The organism is Halorubrum amylolyticum (assembly GCF_004114995.1).
GTDB lineage: Archaea > Halobacteriota > Halobacteria > Halobacteriales > Haloferacaceae > Halorubrum > Halorubrum amylolyticum.
Genome location: NZ_SDJP01000001.1, coordinates 385,540 through 398,004, shown reverse-complemented (window position 1 = coordinate 398,004; position 12,465 = coordinate 385,540). Strand labels below are relative to the sequence as shown.

At 70.4% G+C, this 12,465-nt stretch carries 15 protein-coding genes; 8 read left to right on the top strand and 7 right to left on the bottom strand.

Translation table 11 applies throughout. The annotated features are described in order from the left end of the window. Positions 1-74 precede the first annotated feature (74 nt). A complete protein-coding gene (locus ESO89_RS01885; protein WP_128903980.1) occupies positions 75-1,202 on the top strand; it encodes an ORC1-type DNA replication protein in 1,128 nt (375 codons plus the stop codon). A 71-nt stretch (positions 1,203-1,273) separates the two neighbouring features. Beyond that, the gene (gene rpiA / locus ESO89_RS01880) at positions 1,274-2,008 is read left to right on the top strand and encodes a ribose-5-phosphate isomerase RpiA (protein ID WP_128903979.1); all 735 of its coding nucleotides are present in this window, start codon (positions 1,274-1,276) and stop codon (positions 2,006-2,008) included. Positions 2,009-2,087: 79 nt separating this feature from the next. Here the strand turns inward: rpiA and ESO89_RS01875 are convergent, their stop codons facing one another. Beyond that, positions 2,088-2,255: a DUF1931 family protein gene (locus ESO89_RS01875; RefSeq protein ID WP_004047560.1), complete on the bottom strand. Its 168-nt coding sequence runs from the start codon at positions 2,253-2,255 to the stop codon at positions 2,088-2,090. 187 nt (positions 2,256-2,442) lie between these two features. Here ESO89_RS01875 and larB point away from each other — a divergent pair, with 187 nt between their 5' ends. From larB to ESO89_RS01865, 3 genes are all read left to right on the top strand, one after another. After that, on the top strand, positions 2,443-3,228 hold the full coding sequence (larB, locus tag ESO89_RS01870; RefSeq protein ID WP_128903978.1) for a nickel pincer cofactor biosynthesis protein LarB: 786 nt from the start codon (positions 2,443-2,445) through the stop codon (positions 3,226-3,228). 114 nt (positions 3,229-3,342) lie between these two features. Further along, positions 3,343-3,495: a DUF7563 family protein gene (locus ESO89_RS18375; protein WP_164932730.1), complete on the top strand. Its 153-nt coding sequence runs from the start codon at positions 3,343-3,345 to the stop codon at positions 3,493-3,495. Between the two features lie 72 nt (positions 3,496-3,567). After that, positions 3,568-3,816 (top strand): GIY-YIG nuclease family protein, encoded by a 249-nt coding sequence (locus ESO89_RS01865; RefSeq protein ID WP_128903977.1) that lies wholly within the window; start codon positions 3,568-3,570, stop codon positions 3,814-3,816. 30 nt (positions 3,817-3,846) lie between these two features. On the opposite strand, the gene hisG is transcribed toward ESO89_RS01865, so the two are convergent. The 5 genes from hisG to ESO89_RS01840 all read right to left on the bottom strand — a co-directional run bounded on the left by hisG (position 3,847) and on the right by ESO89_RS01840 (position 7,757). Next, a complete protein-coding gene (hisG, locus tag ESO89_RS01860; protein ID WP_128903976.1) occupies positions 3,847-4,737 on the bottom strand; it encodes an ATP phosphoribosyltransferase in 891 nt (296 codons plus the stop codon). Positions 4,738-4,846: 109 nt separating this feature from the next. Beyond that, positions 4,847-5,389 (bottom strand): KH domain-containing protein, encoded by a 543-nt coding sequence (locus ESO89_RS01855; protein WP_128903975.1) that lies wholly within the window; start codon positions 5,387-5,389, stop codon positions 4,847-4,849. A 106-nt stretch (positions 5,390-5,495) separates the two neighbouring features. Then, positions 5,496-6,488: a serine/threonine-protein kinase Rio1 gene (rio1, locus tag ESO89_RS01850; protein WP_128903974.1), complete on the bottom strand. Its 993-nt coding sequence runs from the start codon at positions 6,486-6,488 to the stop codon at positions 5,496-5,498. 85 nt (positions 6,489-6,573) lie between these two features. After that, positions 6,574-7,128, bottom strand: coding sequence for a Holliday junction resolvase Hjc (gene hjc / locus ESO89_RS01845; RefSeq protein ID WP_128903973.1), 555 nt, complete (start codon positions 7,126-7,128; stop codon positions 6,574-6,576). Between the two features lie 80 nt (positions 7,129-7,208). After that, positions 7,209-7,757 (bottom strand): NADPH-dependent FMN reductase, encoded by a 549-nt coding sequence (locus tag ESO89_RS01840; protein ID WP_128903972.1) that lies wholly within the window; start codon positions 7,755-7,757, stop codon positions 7,209-7,211. Between the two features lie 109 nt (positions 7,758-7,866). Between ESO89_RS01840 and ESO89_RS01835 the strand changes: the two genes are divergently transcribed. The 3 genes from ESO89_RS01835 (at position 7,867) to ESO89_RS01820 (ending at position 10,619) form a co-directional block, all read left to right on the top strand. Next, a complete protein-coding gene (locus ESO89_RS01835) occupies positions 7,867-9,267 on the top strand; it encodes a phosphoglucomutase/phosphomannomutase family protein (RefSeq protein ID WP_128903971.1) in 1,401 nt (466 codons plus the stop codon). A 142-nt stretch (positions 9,268-9,409) separates the two neighbouring features. Then, positions 9,410-9,592 carry a hypothetical protein gene (locus tag ESO89_RS18855; protein ID WP_164932729.1) on the top strand — a complete coding sequence of 61 codons (183 nt, stop codon included), beginning with the start codon at positions 9,410-9,412 and terminating at the stop codon, positions 9,590-9,592. A gap of 283 nt (positions 9,593-9,875) precedes the next feature. Then, positions 9,876-10,619: a DNA polymerase sliding clamp gene (locus tag ESO89_RS01820; protein ID WP_128903970.1), complete on the top strand. Its 744-nt coding sequence runs from the start codon at positions 9,876-9,878 to the stop codon at positions 10,617-10,619. A gap of 53 nt (positions 10,620-10,672) precedes the next feature. Here ESO89_RS01820 and ESO89_RS01815 read toward each other — a convergent pair whose 3' ends face one another. Then, positions 10,673-12,442, bottom strand: a complete 1,770-nt coding sequence (locus ESO89_RS01815) for a sensor histidine kinase (RefSeq protein ID WP_128903969.1) — start codon at positions 12,440-12,442, stop codon at positions 10,673-10,675. Positions 12,443-12,465 lie beyond the last annotated feature (23 nt).

The following is a 12,465-nucleotide window of genomic DNA, read 5'->3' as shown; positions in this document are numbered from 1 at the left end:
GTCGCAGGCGACAAGTTTCAGTTTCACTCTCCCTGCGGGTAACGGTTAAGTGGACGGCCTGTCGTGGTGTGCACATGACCGGGGACGCCGGCGGCGATATGCTCTCGTGGGACGAGTCGGTGTTCCGCGACGAGTCGGTGTTCGAGATCGACCACGTCCCCGAGACGTTCCGCCACCGCGAGAGCCAACTGGAGAGCCTGAAGTACGCGCTCAGGCCCGCCGTCCGCGGCTCCCGCCCGCTGAACACGATGGTTCGCGGCCCGCCCGGCACCGGGAAGACCACGGCGGTCCAGAAGCTGTTCGGCGAGCTCGGCGCCAGGACCGACGTGCGAACGGTCAGAGTGAACTGTCAGGTGGACTCGACGCGCTACGCGGTGTTCTCGCGGCTGTTCGAGGGGATCTTCGACTACGAGCCGCCCTCCTCCGGGATCTCCTTCAAGAAGCTGTTCGGCCAGATCACCGACCGGCTCGTCGAGGAGGACGACGTGCTCGTCGTCGCGCTCGACGACGTGAACTACCTCTTCTACGAGAACGAGGCCTCCGACACGCTTTACTCGCTTTTGCGCGCCCACGAGGCGCACTCCGGCGCGAAGATCGGCGTCATCGTCGTCTCCTCCGATCTTGGCCTCGACGTGATCGACGACCTCGACACCCGCGTCCAGTCGGTGTTCCGCCCCGAGGAGGTGTACTTTCCCGTCTACGGCGCCACCGAGATCTACGACATCCTCTTCGAGCGCGCGAAGCGCGGGTTTCACGACGGCGTCATCGGCGACGCCGAACTGGAGCGCGTCGCGGACCTGACCGCCGAGAGTGGCGACCTGCGGGTCGGGATCGATCTCCTCCGCCGGGCCGGGCTCAACGCGGAGATGCGCGCCTCGAAGACCGTCGCCGCGGAGGACGTGGAGTCCGCCTACGACAAGTCCAAACACGTCCACCTCTCCCGCTCGCTCCGCGGGCTCTCAGAGTCCGAGCGCGCGCTGGTCCGCGTGCTCGCCGAGAACGACGGCGAACGCGCCGGGACGGTGTACGAGGCGTTCCACGACGAGACGGACCTCGGCTACACCCGGTACTCGGAGATCATCAACAAGCTCGACCAGCTCGGCGTGATCGACGCGGAGTACGCCGAGGTGGAGGGACGCGGGCGCTCGCGAGAACTCTCCTTGGCCTACGAGGCTGAGGCGGTGTTAGACCGGCTGGAGTGAGCCGAGGCGTCGCCGGCCGACCCTCCTCGCGACCCCGACGCCTTTTCAACCGCTCCCGCACAGTCGGTGGTATGAAGACGAGCGGCGGCAGCGACGCGGCGAAGCGACGCGCCGGGGAGTCGGCGGCCGAGGCGGTCAGCGACGGCGACGTGGTCGGCCTCGGCACCGGATCGACCGCGGCGCACGCGATCCGCCGACTCGGCGACCGGGTCGATTCCGGGCTCGACGTTCGGGGCGTCGCCACGTCCTTCGCGAGCCGCGAACTCGCGGGCGACTGCGGGATTCCCCTACTCGACCTCGACGAGGCGGTCGGTCCCGGTGCGCCCGGGATCGACGTGGCGATCGACGGCGCGGATCAGGTCGCGGCCGGCGGAGAGGGCGACGAGGCGGAGCCCGGCGTCGGCCCCCTCATAAAGGGCGGCGGCGCCGCCCACGCCCGCGAGAAGCTGGTCGACGCGGCGGCCGACCGCTTCCTCGTCGTCGTCGACCCCTCGAAGGAGGCACCGGTCCTCGACCGGTCCGTTCCGGTGGAGGTGCTCCCCGCCGGTCGATCCGCCGTCGCCGAGGCGGTGCGGGCGGCCGGGGGCGAGCCGACCCTGCGGCGGGCAGAGCGGAAGGACGGGCCGGTCGTCACGGACAACGGGAACCTCGTGCTCGACTGCGCGTTCGGCGAGATCGACGACCCGGACGCGCTGGCGACGACGCTGGCGACGACGCCGGGCGCCGTCGAACACGGGATCTTCGTCGGCCTCGCGGACGAGGTCCACGTCGGGACGGAGACGGGCGTTCGGGTCGCGAGGCGGTGAGTGGGTCAGCAAACCGACGGACGCGTCGCTCACCGGTCGGCAGTCGCGCAAAAAATGAAGAACGGAAAGCGCGTCCGACTTAGAGGTCGCGAGGCTGGACCGTCTTCCGGTCGTTGGCCTCGGCGCGGCGCGCGGCGTCTTCGAGCAGCTCGTCCACTTCGTCGTCCAGCGCGTCGTAGAAGTCCGAAGCGACGTTCTTGTCGTCCAGGGCTTCCTTGACGGCCGCTTTGACAATAAGGTCTGCCATGCGCTCGACGCTATCCGTCGACAGTTAATAAGAGTTCCTGAATTCGACCGCGAGGGACGCCGTGCGGGCGGTTCGCGGCGGTGTCCCAGAACCATCCTTTATAAACTTTGTGAGAGCGAGAGGCCGTCGGCGGCCGAGACCGGCACGGATCGATAGGTACGACACCGCTCGGCCCCCACGGACGACCATGCGCGACACGCTTGAGGCGCTCGACGCCGGGGAGATCGGCGTCGCGGAGGCGGAGTCACGGCTCGCGGGCTACGCGACGACGGCGGCGGGGCGGTTCGACGCCGGCCGCGAGGGGCGGCGCGGGATTCCCGAGGCGATCCTCGCGGAGGGGAAGACCCCCGCCGAGGTCGCCGCGCTGACGACGACCGCGGTGGAGACGACGGGCCGCGCGCTCGTCACGCGCGCGGACGCCGACGACGCGGCCGCGATCCGGACGGCGGTGGAGGACCTCGATCTCGACACCGCGGACCCGCTCGACGCGACCGTCGACCACGACGAGCGGACCGGCACCGTCGTCGTCCACGCCGGGGACTTCGAGCGCCCGGCCCTCGACGCGACCGTCGCGGTCGTCGCGGCCGGCACCGCGGACGCGGCGGTCGCGGGGGAGGCCGCGGTCGTCGCCCGCGAGATCGGCGCGACGATCGATCGGGTCGACGACGTGGGAGTCGCGAACCTCGACCGGATCTTGGACCAGCGCGACCGCATCCGCGAGGCGGACGTGGTCGTGGTCGCCGCCGGCCGCGAGGGGGCGCTCCCGACGGTCGTGGCGGGGCTCGTCGCCGCGCCGGTGATCGCGCTCCCGGTCTCGACCGGCTACGGCGTCGGCGGCGAGGGGGTTGCCGCGCTGCAGGGCGCGCTCCAGTCCTGTTCGGTGCTCACGACGGTGAACGTCGACGCCGGCTTCGTCGCCGGCGCGCAGGCGGGCTTGATCGCCCGCGCGGTCGACGCGGCGACCGACTCGTAGCCCGGGTCGATTTTTCCGGCCGGCTGATCGAGCGATACCGGAAGCGATCGGGGGTGAGAAAGGGTACTTGTTCGACGAACCCCTAGGTCGGCCGCCGGTGACGGCCGGTACCGAATGCCACGCTGTGACCACTGCGGGTCGCACGTCTCGGACCGCTTCGCGCGCGTGTTCGCGGACGAGCACGGCGACCTCAACGCCTGTCCGGAGTGTTCCGCCAACGCGGGGATCGCGGAGGTCGTGCGGGAACGCGGTCGAACCGGGGATTAACTCCGTCCGCCGCGTCGTAACCGACCGCGGCGAACCCGTACCTCCTTGGCGGTCGGGACGCAACCCCCTCCCGTGTCGGACCACCACGTGTACGTCATCGAGTGTTCCGACGGCACGCTCTACACCGGCTACACCACCGACGTGGAGCGACGCGTCGCCGAGCACGACGCCGGCGAGGGCGCCAAGTACACCCGCGGGCGGACGCCCGTTACCTTACGCCACGTCGAGTCGTTCGGCTCGAAGTCGGCCGCGATGTCGCGCGAACACGCCATAAAATCCCTGTCGCGCGCCGAGAAGGAGCGGCTGATCGACGCCGCGTAGGCGCGGAGACACGGAGGCCTCCGCTCGGGCTCACTCGACGAGCCGCTCGATTTCCGTGACGAGGATGCCGGTCGCGCCGACCGACTTCAGCTCCGAGATCGTCGCGAACACGTCGCGCTCCTCGACGACGGCGTGGACCGCGACCATGCCGTTGCCGTTCTCGTCGGCCTCGACGTTCATCACCGTCGGCCCGCCGAGCCCGGGGATCACGTCTTTCACCTCGTCGAGCCGATCGTTCGGGGCGTTCATCATCAGGTACCGGCGCCCGTCGGCCGCGAGCACGGACTCGAAGGCGGTCAGCACCTGCTCGACTTTCGGGTCGTCGACCACGTCCGGGCGGGCGAACAGCCGCACCGAGGAGTCGAGCACGTCGTCGATCACGGCGAGGCGGTTCACCTTCAGCGTCGTTCCCGTGGAGGTGATGTCGACGATGGCGTCGGCCATGTCGACGTGAGGGGTCAGCTCCGTCGCGCCGGTGACGGTGACCACGTCGGCGTCGACCCCCACGCGGTCGAGGTAGTCGCGGGTGACCGCCGGGAACTCGGTGGCGATCGTCCCGCCGGAGAGGTCCTCGACGGCGGCGATGTCGCCGTCCTCCGGCGCCGCGAGGACGAGCCGACAGGAGCCGTACTTCAGGTCGAGCAGGTCGACGAGATCCCCCTCCTCGGCCTCGCTCGCGGTGTCGGCGACGCCGCCGGACTCCGCGGCCTGATCGAGGCCCGTGATCCCCACGTCGGCCGCGCCGTCGCGGACGTACTCGGGGATGTCGGCCGCCCGGGCGAAAAGTACCGTCACGTCGGGGTCGACGGTGTCGGCGTACAGCTGACGGTCGGCGGTCTCCTCAACGTGGAGCCCGGCGCGCTCCAACAGCGAGAGCGTCGGGTCGTGTAGGCGGCCCTTGTTGGGGACGGCGATGCGCATACGGAGAGCGTCGCGGGGAGGCGGGGAAACGTTTTCGTCCCGTGCGGCGGCGACCGTCGAGGCGCGACGCCCCCGCGGACGCCCTCCGCCGCTCGCTCACGGCGGCGGCTCACTGGGGCGCGTTGAAGCTCACGTCGTCGTCGAGTTCGTTCGACATCCGTTCGAGGTACGAGTACACCGCGCCGTGCGGGGCGCCGTCCAACAGCATCCCGACCGCCCGCCGGACCACTTCCAGCTCCTCGGGCTGGCCGACGGCGCCGACCGTCGACCCGTACACGACGACGTTCGCGCCCGACAGCTCCTCGATGAGCTCGCGCGTGCGGCCGTTCTCGCCGATGATCCGGCCCTTCTTGCGCTGGAGGTCGTTGTCGTTACGGGTGTGCTCGGAGAGGTCGAGCAGGTCGAGCGTCCGGAGGTCGTGATCGAGGATCGACAGCGCCGTGTCCGGTTTGAACCCCCGGCCGATCGCCTTGATCACGTCCGGCGCCACCATCGCGGCGACCGGGTCGTCGCGCTCCTCGATGGCGACGCTCCCCGACTCCGAGTCGATGTCGAGCCGCACGTTCGCCCGCTCTTCGATCTCCCGCATCGTCTCGCCGCCGGCGCCGATGACGACGCCGATCCGGTCCTGCGGAACCGTCACATGTTGCATATCACGGAGTACCCGGCGGAGCCTTTTAAGCGTGTTCCGCCGCGGGTGGTGTGTGGCCGCGTGACGGTGGTCTTCGGCCGATTGCGGACGAGCAGTCGGACTCGGTCTACTCGTCGGACGCGCCGTCCGACTCGGAGTCCGACTGCTCGGTCGCTCCCGGCTCTCCGCCCGACTCCGGCTCCCCGCTCGGATCGGGCTCCGGTTCCGTCACGTACTCGTAGAGGTCGTCGGGGTCGATGTCGATCCCCTCCCGAGTGAAGAACGTCGCCACGTTCTCGCAGTCGCGGTCGAGGAACTCCCCGGCGTTCGGGTGGTGGACCGTCACCGCCTGTCCCATGTCGATGATCACCAGTTCGCCCTCGTGGATGATCATGTTGTACTCCGAGAGGTCACCGTGGATCAGCCCGGCGCGGTAGAGCCGGCGCATGTACTCGCGGACGACCTCGTACGCGGTCTCGGGGTTCTCCACGTCCACCTCGTTCAGCCGCCGCGCCCGGTCCTCGGCGTGGCCCACGAGCTCCATCACGAGGACGTTCCGCTGGACCGCGATGGGCTCCGGGACGCGCACGCCGGCCCTGCGAGCGCGCTCGAGGTTCGCGAACTCCTTGCGGGTCCACGCCAGCACGACCGCCTTCTTGTCGCTCGCGATGCCCTCGAACCGCGGGTCGCCCTCCAGGTACTCGCGCATGTGCCGGAAGTTCGAGGAGTTGATCCGGTACACCTTCACGGCGACCTCGCGCTCGGGAGTGACGCCCTCGGGGCCGCCCCCGGCCGCGACAGATCCCGGTTCCGGCCGCTCGCCGGCCTGCCCGCCGAGCGCCTCGAAGACGCTCGCCTCCTTTCCGGTCGAGACCGGGCCGCCGAAGGCGTCGACGTAGCCGTCCTGCACGAGCTTGTACACCGCCGCCAGCGTCGCGTCGTCGAACACCGACTCCTGCAGCTTGAACTGCTCGGTGTCTTTGATCCGCTTGCGGAACTCGTCGAACTCCCGATCCTGCCGGCGGGCGATCCGGTCCGCCTCCGTGTCGGAGACGTCCAGCTGTTCCCACTCGTCGCCGGGCTGGTCGTCGGGCGCTAGCAGGACGAACTCCTCGCTCATTCGCCTCGACGTTCGACGCCGCGAGGGATAAGCGGGTGGGTCCGCGCACCGCGGCGACCGCCTCTGAGCGCGGCCGACGCGGCGGTCACAACACGTCGAGCGCGTCCTCGACCGGCATGTGTCCGTCCCGAACCGCCTCCAGGATCTCTCGGCGCTCCTTCGTTTCGGGGTCGATCCCGTTCTCGCCGTCTCCGCCGCCGCCGCCGCCGACCTCGTCGAGCGTCACCTTCTCGGTCTCGCCGACGAACTCCGGAAAGTCGGTCCCCTCCGCGAGCGCTTTCTCCTTTTTGACCCGGTAGGACCCGGCGTCGGTGGTGTACAGGTCGCCGGGGTGGAAGAAGTACCAGTCCTCGCGGTCGAACCGGACCGCGATCCGGGCCTTCGCGCCGAAGTTCTGCGCGAAGAACAGCAGCGCCTCCACCTCCTCGCCGGTGAGGTAGATCGGGTCGCCCGCGCTCGACTTCGCCTCGATCGCGTAGAACGTCTCGCCGTCGCCCGCGAGCACGTCGGGAAGCTCCCGCTCCGTGGCCGCGCCGCTGGCCGGGGCGCGCATCACGGCGAACCCCGCGTCGTCGAGGGCGTTCACCAGCTCCCGCTCGCGGCGGTCGCCCTTCCGGTTAGCGGACACGGTCGTCGTCACCCGGTTCGGTCATGAGCGTCGTAGACGCGAGCCGGTCAAAAGCCCGGCGGGTCGGCGTGACCACCGCGACCACCGCGCCGTCACCCCCGCAGCCGCTCCGCGTGCTCGACGACGACGCGCCCAAGCGTCTCCGTGCGCCGCCGGAGATCGTCGTCGGTGATCCGCGGGCCGCCGTCGGCGTCCCCGGTCTCGACGACCCGCGACGCCCTCTCGATCCCGACCTCGTGGGGGACCGTCCACGCGTGAACGTTCCGGAACGTCGACCGGAGGTGTTCGAGCGTCCCGCCGTACGACCCGCCGCCGGCGGTCGCGAGCAGCCCCACAGCGGTGTTCTCGTACTCGTCGGAGCCGCAGAAGTCGTGGAAGCTCTTGAACGTCGAGGAGTACGACCCCCGGTAGACGGGGGTACCCGCGAGCACCCCGTCGGCCTCGCGCACGCGACGTTTCAGCGTCTCGCTGTCGCCCTGTGCGTCCTCGTCGGGGTGGTACAGGGGAAGGTCGACCGCGCTCAGATCGATCAGGTCGGTCTCGGCGCCGGCGTCTCCCGCGGCGTCGAGCGCGACCGCCAGCGCGGCCCGCGTGGTGCTGTCCGCTCGGCGACTGCCGGACACCGCGACGACTCGGGTCATACGTCGCGTTCGCGTGCCGGGCGCAAAAGCGCGGCGAGTCGGAGGACGCCGGAAACTGACCGGGAGACGGACACCGGGCATTATTGTCTCCGCCGCCGACGTAGTCCACATGGACGGGATCTCTTTCGGCACGGACGGCTGGCGGGCCACCCTCGACGTGTTCACCGACGAGCGCGTGCGGATCGTGGGACAGGCGGTCGCCGACCACCTCGCGGCGGCGGGCCGCGACGAGCCGGTCGCGGTCGGCTACGACGCCCGCGAGACCTCGGAGGGATTCGCCGAGAGCCTCGCGGAGGTGCTCGCCGGCAACGGCTTCGACGTGCTCCTCCCCGAGCGCGACGCGCCGACTCCGGTGATCGCGCACGCCATCGTCGACCGCGGGCTCGCCGGCGCGTGCATGATCACCGCCTCGCACAACCCGCCCGAGTACAACGGCGTGAAGTTCATCCCGCACGACGGTGCGCCCGCGCTCCCCGAGGTCACGGAGGGCATCGTCGACCGGCTGGCGGAGCCCGATCTGCTCCCGGAGGCCGAGCGCGGCGAGGTTTCGTGGGTCGACCTCGTGAGCGACCACGCCGACGCGGCCCGCGAGGTCGTCGGCGCCGCGACCGGGGGCGACGGCGTCGACCTCGACGGACTCACGGTCGCGTACGATGCGATGCACGGGAGCGGGCGCGGCGTCACCGACGCCCTCCTCGAATCGGCCGGTGCGGAGGTCGTCCGGCTGCGCTGCGAGCGTGACGTGACCTTCGGCGGCGACTCGCCCGAGCCGTCGGCCGAGCACCTCGGCGAGCTGACCGCTCGCGTGACGGACCCCGACGGCGACGTGGACTTTGGGATCGCCAACGACGGCGACGCCGACCGGATCGCGGTGGTCACCCCCGAACGCGGCGTGCTCAACGCGAACCTCTTCTACGCCGCCTGCTACGACCGGCTCTTGGAGCACGACTCCGGGCCCGCCGTCAGGACCGTCTCGACGACGTTCCTCGTCGACCGGATCGCCGAGGCGCACGGCGAGGAGGTGTACGAGACCCCGGTCGGCTTCAAGTGGGTCGCCGAGGCGATGGGCGACCACGACGCGCTGTTCGGCGGCGAGGAGTCGGGCGGATTCACCCTCCGCGGCCACGTCCGCGAGAAGGACGGCGTGTTGATGGCGCTGCTCGCCGCGGGCACCCACGCCGCGGAGCCGTTCGACGACCGGGTCGGCCGCCTGCTCGACGAGCACGGGGCGATCGCGTCCGGGAAGGTGTCGCTCGACTGTCCAGACGACCGCAAGGCGGGCGTCCTCGACGATCTGGAAGAGCACATCCCCGAGTCGATCGCCGGCCACGGCGTCGCGAAGGTGGTCACCCTCGACGGCTTCAAGCTCCTCCTGGAGAACGGCTCGTGGTTGCTCGTCCGCCCCTCGGGCACGGAGCCGAAGCTCCGGGTGTACGCCGAGGCCGACTCCGAGGCGGCGGTCGACGCCCTCCTCGCCGAGGGCCGCGAGATCGTCGAGCCGCTGATCTGAACGCCCCGAGACGCTGGCCGGCTCCGTCCGAGAGCCCGTCCGATCGCCGACGACTTTCAGTTCCGCCTTGCATTCGGCTCGAATACTTATGAATTAACCTCGTATCGTCGCGTGCGGCCGGCGAGTCGGTCGCAGTGGTTCCATGTACGACGAGACCCCCGCACCCCCGACGCCGAGCGGCACGACCGACGCATCGAGCGCGACCGACGGATCTCCCCCGTCTCGGGACGCACGGGACGAGAGCGATCGAGCCGAACCCGATCAGACCGACCTCGCTCGGACCGACCCCGATCAGACCGACCTCGCTCGGACCGACCCCGATTAGACCGACCTCGATCGACCCGTCCCCGATCGAGACGCCGACCGCCCCCGCGACGGCGTCGACCCTCCCGAGGAGCCGGAGCGCACGCGGTCGGAACGCGATCGGGCCGAAAGCGACGAGGACTGCGATCCCGAGCCGGTCGAATATCGGATCGAACGCCTCCGGCTGTTGCGAATCGCGGTCACGCTCGCGGTCGTCGTCGCCCGGCTGATCCGGTCGCTTTGAGCGTTTCCGTGCCGGTCAGATCGGGTGCCTTTTTAGGTGATACCGCCCTAGCCGAACGTATATGTTCAAGGCCATCGTGGGCGCGTCGACGCTACAGGACGCGCTCGATTCGGTGAGCGTGTTGGTCGACGAGTGCAAGATCCGCCTCAACGAGGAGGAGCTCTCCATCCGGGCCGTCGACCCCGCCAACGTCGGAATGGTCGACCTCACCCTCGAGGCGGCCGCGTTCGAGTCCTACGAGGCCGACGGCGGCGTCATCGGCGTCAACCTCGCCCGCTTGGAGGACATCGCCGGCATGGCCAACTCCGGTGACCTGATCCACCTCGAACTCGACGAGGAGACCCGCAAGCTCCACATCGAGATCGACGGGCTCTCGTACACCCTCGCGCTCATCGACCCCGACTCCATCCGACAGGAGCCGGACATCCCCGACCTCGATCTGGCCTCCGAGATCGTCGTCGAGGGCGCCCAGATCGACCGCGGGATCAAGGCCGCCGACATGGTCTCGGACCACATCCGCCTGCGCGTCGACGAGACCGACGAGGCGTTCTTCATCGAGGCCGAGGGCGACACCGACGATGTCGACCTGCGGCTCGCCCGCGAGGACCTCATCGCGCTCACCGCCGGCCCCGCCGACTCGCTGTTCAGCCTCGACTACCTCAAGGACATGAACAAGGCGATCCCCTCCGACGCCGAGGTCACCATCGAGCTCGGCGAGGAGTTCCCCGTCAAGCTCCACTACGGCTTCGCCGAGGGGCTCGGGCAGGCAACGTATATGTTAGCCCCCCGCATTCAGAGCGACTGAAACGGACGAATTCGCTGTTTTGGGAGCTTCCGAAGATTCGGATTTCTCCCGAGTCACGCCTCATCCACAACCGGGATCGACACCCTCACGCGCGTCCCGCGCGGCTCGCAGTCGGCGTAGTCGACCTCGGCGCCGATCGCCGCGGCGCCCCACTCGACGACCCAGAGGCCAAGCCCCGACCCGTGTTCGAGCGCGGTCTCGCGGCCGGACTCGACCGCCTCGACCTCGTGGTCGGGGATGCCGGGGCCGTCGTCCTCGACGACGAGGACGAACCGGGCGTCGTCGGCCTCCCGCCGGAGCGACGCCCGCAGCCACGGGCCGCCGTCCTCGCGTTCGGTCCCCTCGCCGTCGTGGTGGCCGAGCGCGTTCTCCACCGTGTTCTCCACGATCGCTCGGAGCGCGTCCTCCCTGACGCGGGTGGTCCAGTCGCCGTCGGCGATCGCTGACTCGACGGTCGCGTCGGAGTCGCGCTTGCGCGCGTCGGCGACCGCGGACGCGACGACCTCGTCGACCGCGAGGGGGGTCGCGTCGCCGTCGTCGACGAGGCGTTCGACGGTTCCGGCCTTCTCGCCGAGCGCGGCCAGCGCGCCCGCGCGGCGCTCGATCGCGTCGGCCATCCGGACCAGCTCGTCGTCGTCGAGGCGGTCGCGGAGGATCTCCCCGTAGCCCCGGACGATTCCGGCGTCGTTTCGGAGGTTGTGGCGCAGAATTCGGTTGAGCACCTCAAGCTGCTGGCGGCGACGCTCGCGATCGGTGATGTCCGAGAGCACGACCGTGTACCCGACGTGGGTCCCGTTCGGGTCGGTCAGCCGCGAGGTCGACACGGCGTAGGTGCGCCGCCCGGTTCCGGCCGCGGAGTCGATCTCGACCGTCTCGCGGGAGCCGCCGTTGGGGTCCGGATCATCGGGGTCCGAATCGCCCCCTGAGCCGTCTCCCACGCGGACCGGCAGATCGAGGAACTCGGCGAGCGGGCGGTCGCGGGCGGTCTCGGCGTCGACGCGCAAAACCGTCTCGGCGGCGGGGTTGAGCCGGACGACGCGCCGGTCGAGCGCGAGCGCGACGATGGGGTCGGTCAGGTCGTCGATCGCGGTGCGCTCGGCGGCGCGGCTGGTCGTCGGATTGCGGTCGAACATCTCCGCGCGGTTGAACGCGTACGCGTCGAGCAGCATGTGGGGGACGAACATCAGCGGCGCGAGCTGGAGCTGCGGGACCGGGCCGAGTTCCAGCGTCCACGCGACGAGCGCGAACCCCGGCGGCAGCGAGCTCAGCGCGACCGCGGCGCTCTCCCGGCGGTAGAGGGGACCGTAGCTGAGCAGCGTGTCGACCAGCAGGAAGACGGCGCTGGCGACGAGCACGGTCTCGACGGCGACGACGAGGTACGTCCACGGGCCGAACGCGTACGAGACGGTCGCGACGCCGAACGCGGGGTCGAACCCGAACCCGGTCCAGAACGCGCCGTGGGCCGGGTTCGTGACCAGCAGGGCCGTCGAGAGGAGCCCGAAGCCGACGATCGCCGCGAACAGGTGGCTCCGAACCACGTCACTCCGTCCCGTGTACTCCAGCGCGAAGCCGAGGAAGGCGATCCCGGTCCAGACCACGCCGAGCCACATCGTCGCCTCCAGCGCGGCCCGGAGCGTCGGGTCCGTGACGAGGAGTCCGGCCCCGTAGGAGAGACACCACGTCGCCTGCGCGGCGAACACGCCGAGGAACCAGTCGACGCCGGGGCGACCCCGGTGTTCGCGGATCGCCCACGCGAGGCCGAGCGCGCCGGCGCCGCCGGCGAGCGAACCGACGGCGGGCCACGCGGGGACGGCGTCGAGCATGTGTCGGTTACGAGGTGGACACG

What these genes read in the sequence shown, in the direction of transcription:
- ESO89_RS01840 (WP_128903972.1), bottom strand. Translation starts at nt 7,757, where the DNA reads ATGACCCGAGTCGTCGCGGTGTCCGGCAGTCGCCGAGCGGACAGCACC.
- ESO89_RS18855 (WP_164932729.1), top strand. Translation starts at nt 9,410, where the DNA reads ATGTACGACGAGACCCCCGCACCCCCGACGCCGAGCGGCACGACCGAC.
- rpiA (WP_128903979.1), top strand. Translation starts at nt 1,274, where the DNA reads ATGAAGACGAGCGGCGGCAGCGACGCGGCGAAGCGACGCGCCGGGGAG.
- rio1 (WP_128903974.1), bottom strand. Translation starts at nt 6,488, where the DNA reads ATGAGCGAGGAGTTCGTCCTGCTAGCGCCCGACGACCAGCCCGGCGAC.
- ESO89_RS01885 (WP_128903980.1), top strand. Translation starts at nt 75, where the DNA reads ATGACCGGGGACGCCGGCGGCGATATGCTCTCGTGGGACGAGTCGGTG.
- ESO89_RS01875 (WP_004047560.1), bottom strand. Translation starts at nt 2,255, where the DNA reads ATGGCAGACCTTATTGTCAAAGCGGCCGTCAAGGAAGCCCTGGACGAC.
- ESO89_RS01820 (WP_128903970.1), top strand. Translation starts at nt 9,876, where the DNA reads ATGTTCAAGGCCATCGTGGGCGCGTCGACGCTACAGGACGCGCTCGAT.
- ESO89_RS01835 (WP_128903971.1), top strand. Translation starts at nt 7,867, where the DNA reads ATGGACGGGATCTCTTTCGGCACGGACGGCTGGCGGGCCACCCTCGAC.
- hisG (WP_128903976.1), bottom strand. Translation starts at nt 4,737, where the DNA reads ATGCGCATCGCCGTCCCCAACAAGGGCCGCCTACACGACCCGACGCTC.
- ESO89_RS18375 (WP_164932730.1), top strand. Translation starts at nt 3,343, where the DNA reads ATGCCACGCTGTGACCACTGCGGGTCGCACGTCTCGGACCGCTTCGCG.
- larB (WP_128903978.1), top strand. Translation starts at nt 2,443, where the DNA reads ATGCGCGACACGCTTGAGGCGCTCGACGCCGGGGAGATCGGCGTCGCG.
- ESO89_RS01815 (WP_128903969.1), bottom strand. Translation starts at nt 12,442, where the DNA reads ATGCTCGACGCCGTCCCCGCGTGGCCCGCCGTCGGTTCGCTCGCCGGC.
- ESO89_RS01855 (WP_128903975.1), bottom strand. Translation starts at nt 5,389, where the DNA reads ATGCAACATGTGACGGTTCCGCAGGACCGGATCGGCGTCGTCATCGGC.